Annotated in this window: 20 protein-coding genes and 1 pseudogene; 10 read left to right on the top strand and 11 right to left on the bottom strand. The window is 67.7% G+C overall.

Going from position 1 to position 19,922, the window contains the following annotated elements:
• Positions 1 to 68: 68 nt before the first annotated feature.
• From AB0L70_RS26840 to AB0L70_RS26830, 3 genes are read left to right on the top strand one after another with little or no spacing between them, the layout of a single operon-like run.
• Entirely contained in the window at positions 69 to 566 is a 498-nt protein-coding gene (locus tag AB0L70_RS26840) for a DUF1707 domain-containing protein (RefSeq protein WP_363688770.1), read from the top strand.
• The gene (locus AB0L70_RS26835) at positions 563 to 976 is read left to right on the top strand and encodes a hypothetical protein (protein ID WP_363688768.1); all 414 of its coding nucleotides are present in this window, start codon (positions 563 to 565) and stop codon (positions 974 to 976) included. Before AB0L70_RS26840 ends, AB0L70_RS26835 begins: the two co-directional genes overlap by 4 nt.
• Complete coding sequence (locus AB0L70_RS26830; RefSeq protein WP_363688766.1) at positions 969 to 2,438, top strand: multicopper oxidase family protein; 1,470 nt, start codon at positions 969 to 971, stop codon at positions 2,436 to 2,438. Before AB0L70_RS26835 ends, AB0L70_RS26830 begins: the two co-directional genes overlap by 8 nt.
• Here the strand turns inward: AB0L70_RS26830 and AB0L70_RS26825 are convergent.
• The 6 genes from AB0L70_RS26825 to AB0L70_RS26800 all read right to left on the bottom strand — a co-directional run bounded on the left by AB0L70_RS26825 (position 2,418) and on the right by AB0L70_RS26800 (position 7,279).
• Positions 2,418 to 2,636, bottom strand: a complete 219-nt coding sequence (locus AB0L70_RS26825) for a hypothetical protein (RefSeq protein WP_363688764.1) — start codon at positions 2,634 to 2,636, stop codon at positions 2,418 to 2,420. The two genes, AB0L70_RS26830 and AB0L70_RS26825, sit on opposite strands and share 21 nt — an antisense overlap.
• A gap of 80 nt (positions 2,637 to 2,716) precedes the next feature.
• Entirely contained in the window at positions 2,717 to 3,814 is a 1,098-nt protein-coding gene (locus AB0L70_RS26820; RefSeq protein WP_363688762.1) for a sulfite oxidase, read from the bottom strand.
• 58 nt (positions 3,815 to 3,872) lie between these two features.
• Positions 3,873 to 4,481, bottom strand: coding sequence for a response regulator transcription factor (locus AB0L70_RS26815; protein ID WP_363688760.1), 609 nt, complete (start codon positions 4,479 to 4,481; stop codon positions 3,873 to 3,875).
• On the bottom strand, positions 4,478 to 5,611 hold the full coding sequence (locus tag AB0L70_RS26810) for a sensor histidine kinase (protein ID WP_363688758.1): 1,134 nt from the start codon (positions 5,609 to 5,611) through the stop codon (positions 4,478 to 4,480). Before AB0L70_RS26810 ends, AB0L70_RS26815 begins: the two co-directional genes overlap by 4 nt.
• A 37-nt stretch (positions 5,612 to 5,648) precedes the next feature.
• The gene (locus AB0L70_RS26805) at positions 5,649 to 6,383 is read right to left on the bottom strand and encodes an ABC transporter permease (RefSeq protein ID WP_363688756.1); all 735 of its coding nucleotides are present in this window, start codon (positions 6,381 to 6,383) and stop codon (positions 5,649 to 5,651) included.
• Entirely contained in the window at positions 6,380 to 7,279 is a 900-nt protein-coding gene (locus AB0L70_RS26800; RefSeq protein ID WP_363688753.1) for an ABC transporter ATP-binding protein, read from the bottom strand. The genes AB0L70_RS26805 and AB0L70_RS26800 overlap by 4 nt, the downstream gene beginning before the upstream one ends.
• A gap of 198 nt (positions 7,280 to 7,477) precedes the next feature.
• On the opposite strand from AB0L70_RS26800, the gene AB0L70_RS26795 reads away from it, so the two are divergent.
• Together AB0L70_RS26795 and AB0L70_RS26790 are read left to right on the top strand one after the other, a co-directional pair.
• Complete coding sequence (locus AB0L70_RS26795) at positions 7,478 to 8,392, top strand: aminoglycoside phosphotransferase family protein (RefSeq protein ID WP_363688751.1); 915 nt, start codon at positions 7,478 to 7,480, stop codon at positions 8,390 to 8,392.
• Positions 8,393 to 8,446: 54 nt separating this feature from the next.
• Positions 8,447 to 11,488 carry a BTAD domain-containing putative transcriptional regulator gene (locus tag AB0L70_RS26790; RefSeq protein ID WP_363688749.1) on the top strand — a complete coding sequence of 1,014 codons (3,042 nt, stop codon included), beginning with the start codon at positions 8,447 to 8,449 and terminating at the stop codon, positions 11,486 to 11,488.
• Here the strand turns inward: AB0L70_RS26790 and AB0L70_RS26785 are convergent.
• Positions 11,465 to 12,232: an ABC transporter permease gene (locus AB0L70_RS26785; protein ID WP_363688747.1), complete on the bottom strand. Its 768-nt coding sequence runs from the start codon at positions 12,230 to 12,232 to the stop codon at positions 11,465 to 11,467. The two genes, AB0L70_RS26790 and AB0L70_RS26785, sit on opposite strands and share 24 nt — an antisense overlap.
• A complete protein-coding gene (locus tag AB0L70_RS26780) occupies positions 12,229 to 13,155 on the bottom strand; it encodes an ATP-binding cassette domain-containing protein (RefSeq protein WP_363688745.1) in 927 nt (308 codons plus the stop codon). Before AB0L70_RS26780 ends, AB0L70_RS26785 begins: the two co-directional genes overlap by 4 nt.
• A gap of 268 nt (positions 13,156 to 13,423) precedes the next feature.
• On the opposite strand from AB0L70_RS26780, the gene AB0L70_RS26775 reads away from it, so the two are divergent.
• Positions 13,424 to 13,939: a DUF1269 domain-containing protein gene (locus AB0L70_RS26775; RefSeq protein ID WP_363688743.1), complete on the top strand. Its 516-nt coding sequence runs from the start codon at positions 13,424 to 13,426 to the stop codon at positions 13,937 to 13,939.
• An 800-nt stretch (positions 13,940 to 14,739) separates the two neighbouring features.
• On the opposite strand, the gene AB0L70_RS26770 is transcribed toward AB0L70_RS26775, so the two are convergent.
• On the bottom strand, positions 14,740 to 15,375 hold the full coding sequence (locus AB0L70_RS26770; RefSeq protein ID WP_363688741.1) for a TetR/AcrR family transcriptional regulator: 636 nt from the start codon (positions 15,373 to 15,375) through the stop codon (positions 14,740 to 14,742).
• A 66-nt stretch (positions 15,376 to 15,441) separates the two neighbouring features.
• Between AB0L70_RS26770 and AB0L70_RS26765 the strand changes: the two are divergent.
• From AB0L70_RS26765 to AB0L70_RS26750, 4 genes and pseudogenes are all read left to right on the top strand, one after another.
• Positions 15,442 to 16,053 (top strand): annotated as a pseudogene (locus tag AB0L70_RS26765) (NAD(P)/FAD-dependent oxidoreductase); the annotation flags it as partial.
• A gap of 256 nt (positions 16,054 to 16,309) precedes the next feature.
• On the top strand, positions 16,310 to 16,906 hold the full coding sequence (locus AB0L70_RS26760; protein WP_363688796.1) for a hypothetical protein: 597 nt from the start codon (positions 16,310 to 16,312) through the stop codon (positions 16,904 to 16,906).
• Between the two features lie 61 nt (positions 16,907 to 16,967).
• Positions 16,968 to 18,284: a hypothetical protein gene (locus AB0L70_RS26755; protein WP_363688738.1), complete on the top strand. Its 1,317-nt coding sequence runs from the start codon at positions 16,968 to 16,970 to the stop codon at positions 18,282 to 18,284.
• A gap of 19 nt (positions 18,285 to 18,303) precedes the next feature.
• On the top strand, positions 18,304 to 18,546 hold the full coding sequence (locus AB0L70_RS26750) for a hypothetical protein (protein WP_363688736.1): 243 nt from the start codon (positions 18,304 to 18,306) through the stop codon (positions 18,544 to 18,546).
• Positions 18,547 to 18,591: 45 nt separating this feature from the next.
• Here AB0L70_RS26750 and AB0L70_RS26745 read toward each other — a convergent pair whose 3' ends face one another.
• A complete protein-coding gene (locus AB0L70_RS26745) occupies positions 18,592 to 18,813 on the bottom strand; it encodes a hypothetical protein (protein ID WP_363688734.1) in 222 nt (73 codons plus the stop codon).
• A gap of 288 nt (positions 18,814 to 19,101) precedes the next feature.
• A complete protein-coding gene (locus tag AB0L70_RS26740) occupies positions 19,102 to 19,851 on the bottom strand; it encodes a MerR family transcriptional regulator (RefSeq protein ID WP_363688732.1) in 750 nt (249 codons plus the stop codon).
• Positions 19,852 to 19,922: the final 71 nt, after the last annotated feature.

The following is a 19,922-nucleotide window of genomic DNA, read 5'->3' as shown; positions in this document are numbered from 1 at the left end:
GACGCGGTGACAGCGGTTTGAAAGACACGCTTGGTGCACTTGCAGATCCACGAGCACCGAGGAGTGTCATGAACGACGAGAGGCCGGGCGGACCGATCCGCATCGGCGACAGCGAACGCGAGGACGCGGTCAAGCGTCTGGGCGAGCACTACGAAGCCGGCCGGATCAGCGCGGAGGAACACGCCGAGCGGATCGACCAGGCCCTGCAGGCGAAGACTCAGGACGACCTGACCGCGCTCTTCGCCGATCTACCCGGTGAGCACCAGCGTAAGGACGAGACCGGCGAGGCTTGGGCCGGGCCGTGGGGCTGGCAGCGGCCGCCGTGGACAGCACCTCAGAACGCGGCTGGCCCGGGTGGTCCGGGTGGTCCGAAGCGACCCGACTGGGCTGCGCGTGGGCCGTTCGGGAAGATTCCGTTCCCGTTGCTGATCGCGCTGGGCGTGATCGGGGTGCTGGCGTCGATCGGGTGCGTGGTGGGTGGCGGGCATCCGCCGATCCTGCCGCTCGCGCTGATCGTGGCCGCGGTGGTCATCGTCCGGAAGCGGCGGATGGAGCGTCGGGCATGAGGGCTGTCTACCGGGTGTTCGGCCTGCTGATCGCGGCTGCCGTCGTACTGCAGATCGCGTCGATCGCGCTGGCCGGGTTCACCATCTCCAAGGACGCCGACGACGGTACGTCGATCGGGGCGGACTACAGCAACTTTGGCCAGAGCTACCACAGCATCGCCGGTACGGTGATCGGTCTGCTCGCGCTGATCTTCCTGATCGTGTCGTTCCTGACCGACGTGCCGCGGGGCCGGGTGCTGGCCGGGATCGTGGTCGGGCTGGTCGCGCTGCAGTTCGTCCTCGCGGTCGTCTCGTTCGGACTACCGGCGCTCGGCATCCTGCACGGCCTCAACGGCCTGGCGATCGCAGGTGTGGCCAGTACAGCCGCACGGAGGGCGTCCGTACCCAACCAGCCTGTGACCAGTGGCTGAGTCGAAACCGCGGCGCCGATGGGGCCGGCTGGTCGCTCTGGGGATCACCCTGGCGGTACTCGTGCCGCTGGGGTACCTCTGGGTGACCAGCCTCGTCCCCGGCGAGTACAACGCCACCGAGATGGGGTACGCCGACTACGGCGGCGGCTCGACCGACGGTCACGCGAACCACGGCGGCATGAACATGGACATGAGCACGAGCGTCGCGGACCTGACCGGGCCGAAGACGGGTACGCCGGATGTCGCGGTGACCCTGACTGCGCGGAAGCAGAAGTTCCAGCTGGCCAGTGGCGAGACCGTCGACGGCTACACACTCAACGGGACCTCGCCCGGTCCGCTGATCCGGGCCAAGGTCGGCGACCTGGTCCAGGTGACGCTGGTGAACGAGAACGTCCCCGACGGAGCGACGCTGCACTGGCACGGGATCGACGTACCGAATGCCGAGGACGGTGTAGCCGGGGTGACGCAGGACGCCGTACCGGTGGGTGGGAAGCATGTGTACCGGTTCAAGGCGGAGCAGGCCGGGACGTACTGGTACCACTCGCATCAGGTGTCGAGCGACGAGGTCAAGGGCGGCCTGTTCGGGCCGGTCGTGATCGCGCCGCAGACGCCGGGTGAGGTCGTGGCCGCGATCCATACGTTCGCCGGGAAGCGGACGATCAACGGCCGGACGGGGACCCAGCATGTCGACCTGCCCGCGGGTACGGCGGCGCGGGTCCGGGTGATCAACACCGACAACGCGATTCTGCGGGTCGGTCTGCTTGGCACGCCGTACAAGGTGGTCGCTGTCGACGGGAAGGATGTGCACGGCGCGACGCCGACGACCGCGGCGTACCCGTTGGCCGCTGGTGCTCGGGTGGACCTGGAGGCGGTGGTGCCCGCCGGTGGGATGCGGCTGGTCGCGGGTGCGGCGACGACGTCACTGGGGGTCGGGCCGGCAGATGGGCCGACCGCGGAGTTGCCGGGAGAGACGGTGGATCTGCTGACGTACGGGACGCCGGCGCCGCTCGGGTTCGACCCGGCCAAGGCGGACCGGAATTTCGAGTACCGGATCGGGCGGCGGCCCGGGTTCCTCGACGGGATGCCGGGGTTGTGGTGGACGATCAACGGGCACAAGTTCCCCGACGTACCGATGTACATGGTTGCCGAGGGCGACATTGTCCGGATGAAGATCTCCAACACGAGTGGTCAGGCGCACCCGATGCACCTGCACGGTCACCACGCGGTCGTGCTGTCGCGCAACGGTGTGGCCGCGTCCGGGTCACCCTGGTGGATCGACACGCTCGAGGTCGGCAACAACGAGACCTACGAGATCGCGTTCGTCGCCGACAACCCGGGGGTCTGGATGGACCACTGCCACAACCTCCCGCATGCTTCGGAGGGGCTGATGACCCACCTCATGTACGAGGGCGTCACCACGCCGTACCGGGTCGGTGGGAAGTCACACAACGAGCCGGAGTGAGTCCTGCTGGTGGGCCAGGTGCATGGCCGCGATCCGCGCGCACGCGGCGTCGATGGCTGCTCGCTGGGAGTTGTAGGAACCCCACCAGAGCGGGTTGTCCGGCTGTGGATCGAGCACGTCGTCGATGTCGGCGTACCACTCGCCGGCGGTCCGGAAGACCCGCGCGTGCAAGTGGACTTCAAGGCCCAGTTCGTTCACCGCACCACTCCTGGAGTGAGACCGTGTACCACTCCAGGATGTGACGCGGGTACGGCGAAGACGGCCAGCGACACGCGGTGTTACGTCACCAGAACCGTGATCCGCTGGGCCGTGTTGTTGGCGAAGCCGCCGCGGTTCCACTCTGCCTCGATTGGTTGCTCACGGCCACTTGCGTCGTACGCGCGGACCGTGAGCACGTGTTCGCCGGGGGTGGCCTCCCAGTCGTAGGCGAAGGCCCGCCAGGCGAAGTCGTCGTTGCCGATGGCATCCAGTTTGGCCTCGTGCCAGTTCACGCCGGCGTCCGTGCTGACCTCGACCCGTTCGATCGGGGCCCAGCCGGACCAGGCCCGGCCGAAGAGCGGAACGGTGCCAGCGGCAACGAACCGGGTCCGGCTCATGAAGTCCGGGAAGCCCGGCGGCACGAGCAGCGCCCGCGGTTCGATCCGGGTCACCGGCGTACCGGGATCGTCCGGGACCTTGCGGATCAGGTACGCGACCGAGTTCTGGAACCCGTCGAAGGTGTGGTCGATCAACTCGATCGACCGCAACCACTTCACGCTCGCCATCCCGTACCAACCGGGTACGACGAGCCGCAGCGGGTACCCGTGCTGCGGTGGCAGCGGCTGACCGTTCATCTCCCATGCGACGATCGCACCGGAGTCGATCGCCTCGTCCACCGTCAGTCCACGCTGGTAGTCCTGCTCGACGCCCCGCTCGACCCCGTGATCGGCGCCGGTGAAGACCACGTCCTTGGCATCCTCACGGATCCCGGCGGCCCGGAGCAGATCGGACAGCAGCACGCCGGTCCACTCCGCCGTACCGACGGCTTCGGTGAGCCACGGCTGGCTGATCGGCCGCGGTTGTAACGAGGCCCGGCCGTTGCCCGCGCACTCCAAAGTCACCCGGACCGTACGGCGTCCCATCGCCCGCAACTCGGTCAGCCCGAACGACAACGGTTGCTCGACGCATCCGTCGACGGTGAGTCGCCAGGTGGCGGCGTTCGTCGCCGGGATGTCGTAGTGGACCAGGACGTAGTGCAGTCCGGGTGGCGTCACGTCGTACCGCAGAGTCTCCAGCGGGATCCCGTGGTTGCGTGCCGCGAGTTGCAACTCGTCACCGGTGATCCCCTCGCCGGTGTCTGCCAACCGCCCCCGAACACTGAATTGCTCGATCGACATATTTCCTCCCCAGCTCACACCCTAGAGCCAGGTCAGAACTCAGGAAAGCTTCCCCCGGCTACAGCCACCCGTTGTCCTGGGCGATCCGAGCGGCTTCGGCCCGGGTACGGGCGCCGGTCTTGCCGATGGCGGCGGAGAGGTGGTTGCGGACGGTGCCTTCGGAGAGGTGGAGCTCCTTCGCGATGTCGGCGACCGTGCCGCCTTCGCGAGCGGCCCGCAGTACGTCGGACTCCCGGCCGGTCAGCGGGCTCGTCCCCGCGACCAGAGTCTCGGCGGCGAGTGACGGGTCGACCACGCGCAGCCCCTGGTGCACCCGCCGTACCGCGTCCGCGAGCTGGGTCGCGGGCGTGTCCTTCACGACGAATCCGGCCGCGCCGGCCTCCATCGCGCGGCGCAGGTAGCCGGGCCGGCCGAAGGTGGTCACCATCAGCACGCGAACCCCCGGTACGGCGGTTCGCAGCGCGGCGGCGGCCTCGATCCCGTCGAGTCCTGGCATCTCGACATCGAGCAGCGCGACATCCGGCTTGGACGCCTTCGCGGCGTCGATCACCTCGTCACCGCGGCCGACCTCCGAGACCACCTCGAGGTCGGGCTCGAGGTCCAACAGCGCGGCCAGCGCTCCGCGAACCAGCGCCTGGTCGTCGGCGATCAACAGTCGAATGCTCACGTGCCTACCTTGACAGCCAGCCGGAATCCGCCGCCATCCGCCTGTCCGACCTGGACACTCGCGCCGGCTTGGTCCGCCCGCTCGCGCAGCCCGACGAGCCCGTGACCGGACGCGCCGCCGCCGGGTGTCGGGCCCTTCCCATCGTCGATGACCTCGATCAGGCGGGCGCTGATCCGGATCGTGCACTTCTTCGCGCCCGAGTGGCGTACGACGTTCGTGATGCCCTCCCGGACGACCCAGGCGAACAACTCCCGGTTCTCCTCCGGGACCTCGTCCATCGTGGTCGGAAGGTCGGCCTTGATCTCAGCCGCCTGCAGCGCGGCGCGGGCCGCCACGATCTCGCCCGCGAGACTCAGCTCCCGGTAGCCCGCGACGGCGGCCCGGACATCGGCGAGGGCCGCGCGGGCCAGGCTCTCCACATCGGCCACCTCGGCGGCGGCCCGATCCGGATGGGCGCTGATCAGACGGCCGGCCAGCTCCGCCTTGACCGTGATCACGGTCAGCGAGTGGCCGAGAATGTCGTGCAGGTCGCGGGCGAACCGGTTCCGCTCCTCCTGGACGGCCAGCTTGGCCATGTCCTCCCGGGTCGCGGCCAGCTCGATACTTCGCTGTACCGCCCGCCGCAGCCCGAACACGGCCAGCGCGCCGAGGAAGATCGCGAACCCGTAGCTGCCGTCGTCGGTCCAGCCCGGCACGATCCGCATCGAGAGCTCGGCGCCACCCAGCAGTACGGCGACGATCCCGACGGCGAGCCGGAGTTCGAGCGCCATCATCGCGACCGAGGCGATATAGACCAGGCAGGTCAGGGCCTTCTGACCCGCCGTCGGCAGCATCAGCAGGCACAGGACGAGCATGCCGCCCAGATAGATGAGTCGCTGCCAGGCCGGCAGCGAGCCGATCCCCATGCCGACCCAGCGGATCCAGCCGAAGAAGCCGAGGTACGAGAGCGCGAAGAGGACGACCGTCGCCAGCCCCAAGACCCGCATCGCGCCGCGCTGGGTCTGGTAGATCTCCTGGAACGGCTGGTACAGGTAGAACAGCCAGATCCCGGCCGCCAGCCAACCCCACCGGCCGGGGCCGGAGTCCTCCCGCCGGGCCACTCCTTCCAGCAGGGTTGGCGTCCTCTTCATGAGCTTCACGGTAATGCCCCTCGGCAGCGTGCGGGGCTCAGGCCCGCGCGGTGTCGGCCTGGTACCGGCGCAGTCCGATGAAGCCGAGTACGACGGTCCAGCCGAGCACCACCAGCAGTGCGTGGGTGTCCAGACCGCTCTGCGTCAGTGCGCTGCGGGAGGTCTGCCCGGTCCAGTACGCCGGGGTCAGTTGGGCGATGTGCTTCATCACGGACGGCATCTGGTCGACCGGCAACCACAGTCCGCCGAAGGCCGCGATCAGCATCGTGCTCAGTCCGGTGATCGGCTGCACGCTGTCCGGCTTGGCGACGTACCCGATGACCAGGCCGATCGCGGCGAACGGCAGGGCGCCCAGCCAGGACACCAGCGCGACGGTCAGCCACTGGGCCAGGCTGAGGTGCACGTGACCGAAGGTCATGCCGCAGAGGAAGACCACGACGAGCGGCGGGATCGCCAGCAGGAGCGAGAGGATCACCTTGTTGACGACGTACGCCTGCGGCTTCAGCGGGGTGAGCCGGAGCGTCCGGTTCCAGCCGCCGTCGCGTTCGGTCGCAATCACGCCGCCGCTGCTCATCGCGGCGGACATCGAGCCGAACATCGCCATACTCACCATCACGTAGGCGATCGCGGAGATCCCCGCCTCGTTGGCGTCCTGCGGGATGGTCAGGCCGAAGATCAGGAACAGGACCAGCGGCATCAGGATCGAGAAGATCATCACCCGCCGGTTGCGCAGAATGCGGCGGATATCGAACATCAGGTAGTCGCGGTTCATGCCAGGCTCTCCTGCTCTGCACTGATCGCGAGGACGGCGTCCTCGAGGTCGGCGGAAGTCACTTCGATGTCGTGGGCTCGGGTGTTGTCCAGCAGATAGCGCAGTACGTCGTCGGAGTTGGCGCACTGCAGCAGGACGACGTCCCCGCGGGTCTCGACGTTCCGTACGCCGGCGAGCGACGCGAGGGCCGCCAGGTCGGCGCCAGGGACGGTCGCGCGGATCTTTCGGCCGGACACGCTCGCCTTGATCTGCGCGGCGGTGCCGTCGGCAACGACCTTGCCGGAGCGCATCAGTACGACGCGGTCGGCGTACGCGTCGGCCTCTTCCAGGTAATGGGTCGCGAACAGGACCGTGCGGCCGCGGGCGGTCTCGGCGTGCATCGACGCCCAGAAGTCACGCCGGGCCTCGACGTCCATCCCGGTGGTCGGCTCGTCCAGCACGATCAGATCCGGCTGCGGGATGATCGCCATCGCGAACCGCACCCGCTGCTTCTGACCGCCGGACAGCGCCTTCATCGTCCGCCCGGTCAGGTCGGCGATACCGGCCCGCTCGAGGGCCTCCTGGACGGGCATCGGGTTCTTGTGCAGGCCGGCTACCAGGTTGAGGAGCTCGCCAACCTTGGCGTCCTCGATGATGCCGCCGCTCTGCAGCATCACGCCGACCTGTCCCGCGGTGATCGCGTCCGTCGGCGTTCCGTCGTACACCTGGACGGTGCCCTGATCCGGCTTCACCAGACCCAGCAGCATCTCGATCGTGGTCGACTTGCCGGCTCCGTTGGGCCCCAGCAACGCCACCACCTCGCCGGCCCGGATGGTCAGATCCACCCCGGCGACGGCCTGCACCGCCCCATACTTCTTGGTCACACCCCGCAGGCTGACCGCTGTAGTTGTCGTCATACCTAAAGCTTCTCGGGATCCGCCGCCCACCCCCTGGATCGCCCGTCACGACCCACCCATGACATCCGTCAGCCAGCATCCAGGGTCACCTCTCAGGGATGTTCCCGGGGAGCAATCCGTGAGTGTTGGACCGTGCCTAGGTTTGACGGGTCGTGAAATGGGTTGATGTGGGGTGGGGTGGGTGTCAGGCTGCGGGGCGTGGCGGATGTGGCGAAGTTGCATGACGATGAGGTGGATATCGACGCGTCGTTAATACGGCGGTTGATCGGCGAGCAGTTTCCGCAGTGGGACGGGCTGCCGGTGCGGGTGGTGGACGCGTCGGGGACCGACAACGTGACGTTCCGCGTGGGGGACGAACTCTCGGTGCGCCTGCCTCGGACGGAGCGGAACCAGGGGCAGGTGGAGAACGACCTGACCTGGATGCCCCGGTTGGCGCCGCACGTGCCGCTCGCGATTCCGGAGCCGCTGGAACTCGGCGTACCGGGCGCCGGTTATCCCTTCACCTGGGGCGTGTACCGCTGGCTGGACGGCGATTCCTACGAGGCGACCGAGCCGGCTGACCCGTCGGAGGCGGCGCGGGAGTTGGCTGGGTTCATCCGGGCGCTGCAGAAGGTCGATACGACGGGAGCTCCGGTGCCGTCGGACGATCCGTTCGAACGCGGTACGCCGTTAGCGCCGCGCGACGAGATGTTCCGCGAGGCACTCGACGAGCTGCGCGACGATTTCGACACCGCACCGCTACTGGAGGCCTGGGAGATCTCCCTGGCCTCGGACACCTGGGACGGTACGCCGACCTGGATCCACGGCGACCTGATGCCGGGCAACCTCTTGGTAGCCGACGGCAAGCTTTCCGCCGTGATCGACTTCGGTACGGCGCGAGCCGCAGACCCCGCCGGCGACCTTCTGGCTGCCTGGTACACCTTCGAAGGCCCAGCCCGACAGGCCTTCCGCGAAGCCCTAGAGGTAGACCACGACACGTGGGCCCGAGCCCGCGCCTGGGCTCTGTCCCTGACCCTCATCGCCATCCCCTACTACCGAACCCGCAACCCCGAAGCAGTCAGCGGCGCCAAGCCCTTCCTCGCCGAAATCCTGGCCGACTTCGAGCACGACTGATCGCCGGCGGTCCGCCGGCTCCTGGGTTCTCGTCGGCGGTATACCGTGAGTACGGTGAGCGTCGAGCTGGTGTTGCTGTCGCAGGTGGCGTACCGCGGCACGGAGATCGCCGGCGCCGGGATGCGCGGATTGCTGGCATTGCTGGCCGGTGAGCTGCGTGGCGGGTGTAGTACAGCGCGGTTGGTGGAGGAGTTGTGGCCGGATGGGCAGCCCGAGCATCCGGTCAAGGCTCTGCAGTTGCTGGTTTCGCGGACGCGGTCGCGGCTTGGGGCGGAGCTGATCGTCAGTACGCCGACCGGGTATCGGCTCTCGCTGGCCGATGACGAGGTTGATACGTCTGCTGTGTTGCTAAGGGCAACTGCTGCGGATCAGGCTCTGCGGGTTGGCGATCTCGGGCTCGCGTTGGAGCAGGCTGAGGCTGGACTGGCTTTGTTTGAAGGGATTCCGGATACCTCAGGTGAGGATCCGGTGTCGATGTTGCGAGCGGCAAGGATCCCCACCTACCGGTCGTTGCTGAGGGCTCGGGCGTTGACATTGTCGCGGCTCGGGCGGGGTGCTGCTGTGGTTGAACCTCTTCGGGGTCTGGTGTCGGCGCATCCGCGGGATGAAGAGCTTTTGGTTGAGCTCCTGCGGAGTGAGGCCGCCACGGTCGGCGCGGCCACCGCACTTCTGAGGTACGACGCCTACCGGCGATCGCTGCGTGATGAGCTGGGGAGCGACCCCGGTCCCGCCCTGCAGAACATGCATCGCGAGCTGTTGTTGAGCGACGCGCCGGTGGTCCGGCAAGGAGTGCGAGAGGAACCTAATCCGCTGCTCGGTCGGGACAAGGACGTCGCTGCGGTCGCCGATCTGATGCGTACGTCGCGGGTGACCTCGATCGTCGGAGCAGGTGGACTGGGGAAGACGCGGCTCGCGCACGCGGTCGCCCGGGACGCGGACCAGCGAGTAGTGCACTTCATCGGCCTCGCCGGTGTCACCGCCGACAGCGACGTCGTCGGCGAAATCGCCTCGACCCTTGGTGTGCGGGAAGCCGGCCCCGGTCCAGGTGGAGGCCGGACAGACGCGATCGCGGGAATCCTCGATGCCCTGGGATCCGGCCAGACGCTGCTCGTCCTGGACAACTGTGAGCAAGTCGTCCAGGGTGTCGCCGAAGCCGTGCAAACCCTGGTGGCGTTGAGCAAAGAGCTGCGCGTCCTCACCACCAGCCGTGCGCCGCTCGGTCTGTCGTCGGAGTCGGTGTACCCGCTGCCCGAGCTCGACCTGCCCACCATGACCGAGCTCTTCGGCCAACGGGCACAGGCGATCCGGCCGAGCATCGACCTGCCGCGGACCGTCGTACATGAACTGTGTGAACGCCTGGACGGGTTGCCGTTAGCCGTGGAGTTGGCCGCGGCGCGCGTACGGGTGATGTCCGTTGCCGAGATCGCCGACCGGCTGGACGACCGGTTCGCTCTGCTGCGAGGCGGCGTACGGGATGCTCCGCAGCGGCACCACACGTTGGCCGCGGTCATCGGCTGGAGCTGGGATCTGCTCGAGCCGGATGGGCGGGCGGCGATGGAGACGTTGTCGGTGTTCCCGGGCGGGTTCACCGCGGACGCCGCGCGGCATGTCTTGGGCGACGACGCCGTCCTGGAGGCCCTGGTCGATCAGTCGCTGGTGAAGGTGGCTGACAGCGGTTCGGGGACGCGGTTCCGGATGTTGGAGGCGGTGCGCGAGTTCAGCGTCGTACGGCGGGAGGACGCGGAGCTGGTCGTGGACAAGTTCCTCGCCTGGGCTCGGGATTTCTCCGCGCAGTGGCAGGAGTCGGACCTGGTCGTCGCGGTGGACGTGATCCGCGCCGAGCAGGACAACCTGTTGCAGGCGTTGCGCTACGGCCTCGACCGGGATGACGACGCGACCGTTGTGATGGCCGCGGCCGCACTCGGCGGGTTGTGGGTCACGGAATCGAACTTCACTCGCCTGTCCGCGCTGGCGAAGGACACCGCCGGGGTGCTGTCACACATCCGCCCGGCGCCCGAGCTGGTCGAGTCCATCAGGACAGCCGCCGTACTGGGCGCGATGGTCGGATCCGTCATGCCCGACGTCAGCCCACTGCGGGCGATGATCGCCTTGCGTCGTCTGCCGCTCGCGCCGCCGGACACGCTGATCCGGGCGATCCACATCGCATTGCGCGCGCCGGATTTCCCTGCCCTGGTTGAGCTTTCCGCGAGCGATCAGCCGTTGCTGGCCGGCATTGCCAACTACGTGCTCAGCTACATCTTTGAGAACGGCAACGATCGGCAGAAGGCGCTGGAGTCCGCCCGGCAGATGCTGGCGTGCTTCGAGCTGGAGGGCGGACCGATGATCCGGGCGGTCGCCCACGGCCGGGTCGGCGAGCTGTGTCTGCAGGTCGATCCGGGCGAGGCGGCGTACCAACACCTGAAGGCGGCGCTGGACATCACCCAGGAGCTTGGCTGGGCCATCGCGACCCGGGCGAAGTGGGCGATGGTGTTGGCGAATCTGCAACGCGGTGCGTACGACGAGGCCGAGGCCGAGCTGGACACGACCGCTCCAGGGGACGACGAACCGGCCGGCCTGGAGACTTTCGAGCTTTGTGCCCGCGCCGAGATTCTGCTCGGCCGGGGCGATGTCGAGGGTGGGCTGCGGCTGTGGCGGCTGGCGGCCGAGCGGGTGCGGGACGGCGATCCACCTAATGGCGTGTGGCCGTACGAGGTCGAGGCCGTTGCCGTGGTCAGCCACGCGCGTTTCGGCCAGGTCGAGTTGGTTCGTCGGATTGTCGACGATCTGCCGGGCCTTCTGGTCGACCGGCTCGGTACGGCGGCAGTGGTCGAGTTCCCAGTGTGCGGGTCGTTGTTGCTGGCTCTCGCGGTCGCTCGTGCGGAGGTCGACGTACGGATGATCGCGTTGGCGCAGCGGTTCGGGTTGCTGTGCGGGTTCTACCCGACGATGTCGCCGGTGCGGGTCGCCGAGATCGCCGTAAAGACTGATGAACCGGCGTACGCCGAAGCGATGTCGTCGTACGCCGGTCTCGGTCCTGAAGAACTGCGGGCCGCCGCGTTGGAGGCGGTTCGCTCAGCTGGGGTCGCGCCGGAATAGCGCCCGCGCCCACAAGTAGCCGGCCAGTGCGAGGCCCACGCACCACGCGATGGCGACGACGCCGCTGTTGCCGTCGATCGGCGTGCCGAGCATGAGCCCGCGCAGCGCGTCGATGATCGGGGTGAACGGCTCGTGTTTCGCGAACCACCGCACCGACCCGGACATCGACTCGGGCGACACGAACGCGCTGCTCAGGAACGGCAGCAGTTGTACGACGAGTACGAACGGACTCGTCTCCTCAGCCGTCTTCGCGAGCAGTCCGACGGCCACGGCGAACCAGGTCAGCGCCAACGCGAGCATTGTCAACAATCCGACTGCCGCCAACCAGCGGACGAGGTCGCCGGCCGGACGAAAGCCGAGCAGAAGGGCGACGCCGATCACCAGGGCTGCACTGATCAGAGTGCGCACGGTCGACCCGACGACGTGACCCGTCAGGACGGAAGCGCGCGAGATAGCCATGGTCCGGAACCGGTTGATGATGCCCTCGGTCATGTCGCGGTTGACCGCCATCGCGGTGGTCGTGGACCCGTAGCCGACGGTCATCAGGAGGATCCCGGGCACCAGATAGTCGATGTAGTCGCCGCCTTGGATCGCGGGACCAAGGCCGGCGTTGAGGGCGCCGCCGAGTACGCCGGTGAACAGCAACAGGAGGACCACCGGCAGACCGATCGTCATGATCAGCGCGCCGGGGTTGCGCAGGGTGTGCTTGGTGTTCCGGCGCAGCATTGTCACCGCGTCTCTCATCGGACTGCCTCCTTCGTGCTGGTCAGGGCGAAGAACACGTCCTCGAGATCTGGCGTGTGGACTGAGAATTCGGCGACTTCGACGCCTGCCTGATCGAGCCGGTCCAGGAGCGCGCGCACTGCCGCGACACCTACGTCTCCGGGTACGTCGAGGACCAGCGCCTCGTCGTCGCGGGTCGTGCCGACGAGGGCGCGGTCCGCCGCGTCGAGCGTGGCGGTGTCGTGGAACCGCAGTCGGACGTGGCCGCCGGGGATGCCGCGCTTGAGCTCAGCCGCCGTACCGGCCGCGACGATCTTGCCCTCGTCGAGTACGGCGATCTGGTCGGCGAGTTCGTCGGCTTCCTCGAGATACTGCGTGGTGAGAAAGATCGTGACGCCGTCGGCGACGAGTCCGCGGATGGTCTGCCACATCATCCGGCGACTGCGCGGGTCGAGGCCGGTGGTCGGCTCGTCGAGGAAGATGACGCTCGGGTTGCCGACCAGGGTCATCGCCAGATCCAGGCGCCGGCGCATGCCGCCGGAGTACGTGGATGCGAGTTTGGCGCCGGCGTCCGTGAGGTCGAAGCGCGCCAGCAGTTCGGTGGCTTTGCGGCGGCCGTCGGCCCGGGTGAGGTGATGAAGGTCGGCCATCAGGATGAGGTTCTCCTCGCCGGTGAGGAGGTTGTCGACGGCCGAGAACTGGCCGGTGACGCCGATGGCCGCGCGTACCTTGTCAGGTTCCTTTGCGACGTCATGGCCGGCGACGGTCGCCTGACCGCCGTCGAATCCGATGAGCGTCGACAGGATCCGCACGGCGGTGGTCTTGCCGGCACCATTCGGTCCGAGCAGGCAGAACGTCGTACCCGATGGGACCTCCAGGTCGATCCCGTCGAGGACCACCTTGTCCCCGAAAGCCTTCCGCAACCCCGTGACGGCGATCGACATCACCACTCCTCTCGTCCACGAACCAACACGAAAGGAGCCTCAGCCCACCCGGTTTCACCCCAGCTTCACCCCACCCTCGCCTGGTGTCTCCGGGATCACTCAGGTTGGAGGGCGGACCTCCAGCACTCATCAACTGCCCCGCCAGCCGTCGGCTGAGCGTGGCGAGCGTGCCATTTGCTCACTTGGTGAGTGCTGGAGGTCCGCCATTCCCAGCTGCCGAGCGGCCACGGGTGGTCGAGGGTCACCCGGGTGGGGTGAGGTGGGCGTGGTGATTGTGGGGGACGGTGGCGAGATGTCGACGTTGACGGTGTGGAAGTTTGCGACCTGGGACGGGGCCAATCAGGCGATCGGGACGTTAGAGGGGCTGGCCAAGCAGGGGTTGATCACGGTGCATGATGCCGCGTCGGTGTCGTGGCAGCCGGAGGCCAGGCGACCTCGGACGCGGCAGGTGCGCAACCTGACTGGGGCCGGTGCGCTGGGCGGGATGTTCTGGGGGATGTTGTTCGGGATGATCTTCCTGATGCCGATCGCCGGTGCTGCGATCGGGGCCGCGTCGGGTGCGTTGGCGGGTTCGCTGGCCGATGTGGGGATCGACGAGGACTTCATCAAGAGCGTCCATGATCAGGTCACGCCGGGTACGTCGGCATTGTTCCTGATGTCGAGTGACGCGATCACGGACAAGATCAAGGAAACCTTCCGAGCCACCGGCCTCCGCGCAGACCTGATCCAGTCCAACCTGACCAACGAACAAGAAGCCGCCCTCCACGAAATGTTCACCAACTAAACCCGCACCCCACGCCACCCCAACAACCTAAAGCCACCCGCCCACCACCCCACCCAGTACGTCGTTCACCAGCTCACCCCGGTACGTCGCTCACCACCTCACCCGAGTACCTCGCTGAGCACCTCAGCTCATCCGGCGACCTCGCTCTGCACCTCGCCCGAGAAGATCGCTCAGCACCCTGCCCCGAGTAACCTCGCTGAGCGCGTCACCTCGCCCGGGTACCTCGCTCTGCACCTCGCCCGAGTACGTCGCTCGCCACCTCAGCCGAGTACGTCGCTCGCCACCTCGGCCCGGCGCGTCGTTCACCACCCCGGCCCTGTACGTCGCTCACCACCAACCGGGTACCTCGCGCATTACCTCGCCCGAGTGGGTCGCTATGCCCGCACCCAAGTACCTCGCTGAGCACCTCACCCGAGTACGTCGCGCGGCATCTGACACTGAGCATCGCCCTCCAGCGGTTCGCCTGAGTACGTCGCTCCCCACCTCACCTGAGTACCTCGCTTTGCGCTCACCCATTGCGTTGCGCGAGTGCTCGTTGGCCGGGATGGCGGTCCCGCACGCCGCCGGAGGCGGCCGAAGGGCAGTCGCCGCGGAGCGGTGTCCTTTCTGTGTGCTCACCTCACGCGAGTACGTCGTTCACCACCTCACGCGAGTACGTCGCTCAGCACCTCACCGGGTCCGTCGTTCAGCACCTCACCTCGGTGTTGGGCGGGTGTGCTCGTCGGCCGGGACGCGCTTTCGCACGCCGCCGGAGGCGGCCGAAGGGCAGTCGCCGCGGAGCGGTGTCCTTTTACGTGGTGTCACTCGGGTTTGAGGGATTGGAGGCCTTGCCATAGGAGGTTTTTCAGGGTTTGGGCGGTTTTTTGGGGGGAGGGTGGGGACGGTGTGCGGCTGCGCCAGATGGCTAGGCGTTCGGTGGCGCCGGAGATGCTTTGGGCTACGACCTCGATCTCGTCTTCGTCGGTGGGGCGGTCGGGTGGGAGGTTCATCCGGACCATGGCGGCGATGAGTTCGATGAAGGCGGCGCGGACCTCGTCGGTGGCTTCCGTGGTGGGGCCGGCGGCCGTGGTGAGCATGCCTTCGTCGATCAGGACGGACCAGGCCTGCGGATGGTCGTCGAGGAACTGGAACCACGCGACGAAGCCGGCGTACAGCGCGTCTTCAGCGTCGGACGCGGCCATGACCGCGTCGGAGACGGTCTCCAGAAGTTGCGTCCGGAGCCGCGCGAGGCAGGCGAGGAAGAGGCCGTCCTTCGAGCCGTAGTACTGGTAGATCAGCGGTTTCGACACCCCGACCTCGGTCGCGACATCGTCCATCGAGGTGCCTTGGTAGCCGCGCTCGCCGAAGATCCGCTCGGCCGCCTCGAGGATCTCCCGCTCCCGGGCAGCCCGGTCTCGGCGTCGCTTCGGTACGTCGGCAGACGTGGTCGGAGTCACTTGCGTACTCTAACTGACTCTGGGTAACTTACTCGGAGTAAGTTCTCGGCCGACCTGGAGGGTCTGATGGCGCAAGAGCGTGGGCACAGCCGGATCGTCGTGATCGGGACCGGGTTTGCCGGGATCGGGATGGCGGTGCGGTTGAAGCAGGCCGGGTACGACGATTTCGTCGTACTGGAGCGTGCTGACGACGTCGGCGGCACCTGGCGGGACAACACGTACCCGGGTTGCCGGTGTGACGTGCCCTCGCACCTGTACTCCTTCTCGTTCGCGCCCAACCCGGACTGGACCTCGACCTTCTCGCCGCAGCCCGAGATCGAGGAGTACCTGCGCAAGGTGACCGACCGGTTCGGTGTCCGCCCGCACATCCGTTTCGGTCACGCGGTCGAGTCGGCGCACTGGGAGGAGGGTCGATGGCGGATCCGGACCGGTCAGGGGGAGTTCACCGCTGACATGGTGCTGTCGGGGATGGGGCCGCTCGCGGAACCGTCGTACCCGAAGCTTCCCGGGATCGACTCGTTCGAGGGCGCGGTCTTCCATTCGGCGGAGTGGGATCACGAGCTGGACCTGAGTGGCCGCAAGGTTGCGGTGATCGGGACCGGGGCGTCGGCGATCCAGTTCGTGCCGGCGATCCAGCCTGAGGTCGAGGAACTGCACCTGTTCCAGCGGACGCCGCCGTGGGTGATGCCGCGGCCGGATCGCAAGATCAGCGAGGTCGAGAAGGCGGTGTTCCGCCGGTTTCCCCTGGTGCAGAAGGCGGTTCGGGCCGGGATCTACTGGGGTCGCGAGTCGATGGTGCTCGGGTTCGCCAAACTGCCGGCGATCATGCGGCAGGCGCAGAAGGTGGCTGAGAAGCACCTCGCGCATCAGGTCCGCGACCCGCTGCTCCGCGCCAAGCTGACGCCCGACTTCACCCCTCGGCTGCAAGCGCGTATTGATCTCCGACGACTACTACCCGGCCATCACCAAGCCGAACGTCGAGGTCGTCACCGACGGGATCGCAGAGGTGACGCCGACCGGGATCGTCACCGAGGACGGTGTGAAGCACGAGGTCGACACGATCATCTACGGCACCGGGTTCCGGGTCACCGATCTGCCGGTGATGGACATGGTCCACGGCCGCGACGGCGTCTCACTGCGCGAGGCCTGGTCCGACGGCATGGAGGCGCACCTCGGTACGGCGATCGCCGGCTTCCCGAACTTCTTCATGCTGATCGGCCCCAACACCGGCCTCGGGCACAGCTCGATGGTGTTCATGATCGAGTCGCAGATCGCGTACATCCTGGACGCACTCAAGACCATGGATGCCGTGGGGCTGCGGCAGGTCGAGGTGCGGCCCGAGGTCCAGCGCGCGTTCGTGGACGGCGTCCGGTCGTCGATGCGGAACACGATCTGGACGCGCGGCGGCTGCACGAGCTGGTACCTCGACGCACAGGGCCGCAACACCACCCTCTGGCCGTCGTTCACGTTCCGGTTCCGGCGGCTGACCCGGCGCTTCAACCGGACGGAATATCAAACCCTCGCTATGTGACATCGCTCGTGTTACATTCGATCGGTCAGATACAGGAACCCTGACGCCGATCGGAGGCACTGTGCTGGGATTGTTGCTCCCACTGCACGGGATCGGCGGTCGTGGCGATCTGCCGGTGCCACTCTGGCTGGCGATCTACTCCGCAGGTGCGGCAGTCGCCGTCTCGTTCTTCGCCCTTGCCGCCTTCTGGTCGCGCCCACGGTTCGAAACCACAGCCGGTACGCCGCTGCCGCGCACGACTCGGATTGTCGACAATCGGATCGTTCGCGCAGCGCTCAAGCTCACGGGCCTGGCGTCGCTCACCATCCTTCTCGGAGCCGCGTGGTTCGGCAGCAGCTCGCCGACCACCAACCCGGCGCCGACCTGGCTGTACGTGTGGATCTGGGTCGGCATCATCCCGATCTCGCTCCTGTGCGGCCCAATCTGGCGACTGGCCAACCCGCTCCGCACGATCGCCGGTCTGGCTCGCAGATCGTCGTACCGAAAGCTGCCGGCCGGGATCGCCTACTGGCCGGCCGTGGCGGGCCTGGCCGGCTTCCTATGGTTCGAGCTCGCCTACCCCAACGGCTCCGACCCACGAGTCGTCGCGATCTTCGCAACCGCCTACGCGGTAATAAACGTTGCCGCAGGCATCGTGTACGGACCGGCCTGGTTCGCGATCGGTGACAGCTTCGAGGTGTACGCCGAAGTCCTTGCGCGACTGAGCCCACTCGGCCGCGGCTCCGACCGCCGGCTCGAACTGCGCAACCCGCTGGCCGGCCTGGCCACGATGCCGCAACAACCGGGGATCGTCGGCCTGCTGTGTCTGTTGCTCGGATCAACGGCCTTCGACGGGATCTCCCGCTGGTCGGCCTGGGGTCAGCTCACCGGTGACCTCGGTCGAACCCAGCAGATCGTCGTACAGACGCTAGGCCTGGCGACGGCCGTGGCGACCGTCTCGGGGTTGTTCCTCCTCGCGGCCCGGACGACCGGATCGGCGCAGATCCGCCCGGGTGCCGTCGGATCCGCAGGACTGCCAGGCGCGTTCGTGCACTCGCTGGTCCCGATCGCGATCGGGTACGCCGTCGCGCACTACTTCTCGTTCGCGATGTTCCAGGGCCAGGAGGGTCTGCTGCTCGCGACGGACCCGTTCGGCCGTGGCTGGGATCTGCTCGGAACGGATGGGATGCGGATCGACTACGCGTTCCTCGGGACCGGGCTGATCGCGGGGGTCCAGATCGGTGCGATCGTGTTCGGACATGTACTTGGGGTCGTGTCCGCGCACGATCGCGCTGCCGAGCTGTTCCGCCGGCGCCAACTCCGGCGGGCGCAGTATCCGATGCTCGCGGCAATGGTCGCGTTCACAGCCGGCGGGATCGCGTTGGTGACGGCAACATGATCGCCCTGGTGACGGCTAGATGATCGCCCTGCACATGGGTGGCATCCCCGAGACCGCGATGGTGCTCGGCCCGATCCTGCTGATCATCGCCTTCATCAGGATCGCCCGCCGCAACGAGGCGAGCCTGCCCGACGATGACGAGCGCGATGACGAGCACGGTGACGAACACGATGACTGGGACGCCGACCTCGGCGACCTACCGACCCGCAACGCAACCACGCCACCCGCAACCACGCCGCCGGCTACCGCAGACAAGAATTAAGGGCCCGGCGAACCCCCTGCGGTTCTCCGGGCCCTTGCTCGGGTTTCAGGCGGCGAGTGCGACGTCCGTGTAGCCGCTGACCCGGGTGAGGTGCGTCGCGGCGGCGAGCCTGGCCAGTTGGGCGCAACCGGCGGTCAGGGCCTCCTGCAGCGTCGGCCACTGGTCGACGCACCAGTACGGGTCGTCGGGCTGACGATCGAAGTCGTCATCGATGTCGGCGCACCAGCCGCCGTTGCGGACGTGGTGGACATGCAGCCTGAGGTTCATGGTCGTGGGCTCTCCGGGACAAGGGCGTAACAGTCAGAAGGGCAGCGGACGCCCGGAGGGCGTGCGGAGGTCGAGTTGCGACTGGTCGAGAGTCTGCGTCTGACGGCGGGTGCTTGACCGCGGCCGCCGGCGGATCTGGATCTGGCGCATCGTCGTTCTCCTGCCTTGGGTTCCTGGTGGTTATACGTTCCCAAGTAAGGAGTGGTTCGGACAGGGGGTTAATTCCCTATTCGGCACCCGGATTACCCCCCATCGGGGGTAGGGGTATCACTAGGGTCGGAGAGGGGGCTAGCCGGTCGAAGGTAGGGGTTTGGGGGACAGCCCTAGTTCCTCGTAGGCGACCTGTTCGATCTCGCGGGCCATGGATTCGCGGAACGCGGCGACCAGCGCCTGCCCGGCCAGCGGGATGATGCCTTCCAGGGTGCGCTGGATCTCGGGCCAGCCTTCGGCGGGCATGCCGGCGTTGGTGAAGTCGCGCCAGACGGTGCTGCGGAAGAGCTCGACGTAGATCTTGGCGACCGCGTCGGCCTGGGTGAAGAGCTTGGGCAGCATGTCGAAGATCGCCGGCATCGGGACGCCGAGCTTGATCACCTCGAGGCCGGTGCGGAGCAGATCCGGGTTCGGGATCCGGAGCAGGCCGTCCTCCTGGCGTTCGGCGATGCCGAGCTCGACCAAGCGCGCAATGACCGCGGGATCGTGCGGTACGCCGGCCCGCGCCGCCAGCTGGAACTCGTCGAGGACCTCGGGCTCGGCCGGGGTCCACGGGTTCACCAGGGTCTCGAAGACGCCCAGGGCCAGCGCTCCGTCCGGCAGCTCGCCCATCATCCGCTCCACCGCGGCGAGCGTGTACCCCTTGTCGAGCAGCTCGCGGACCAGCGTGAGCCGGGCCACGTGGTCCTGCCCGTAGTACCCGGTCCGGCCGACCAGGCGAGGCGGCGGGATCAGGCCGCGCCCGGCGTACGCGCGTACGTTCCGGACCGTCATGCCCACCTTGGCGGCGAGCTGGTCGACGGTGAGCTCAGCGTCCTGTGCATCCACCCTTGACAGTCTTCCAGACTCCACGTTACATAGACGATGTAACATCAAGCATGGCGCATGCTGGACGTCCC

The sequence above is a fragment of the Kribbella sp. NPDC051952 genome (genome assembly GCF_040680855.1).
In the GTDB taxonomy this organism is placed as follows: domain Bacteria; phylum Actinomycetota; class Actinomycetes; order Propionibacteriales; family Kribbellaceae; genus Kribbella.
The sequence above is the reverse complement of the archived record's forward strand: the minus strand, read 5'-3'. Positions and strand labels throughout refer to the sequence as shown.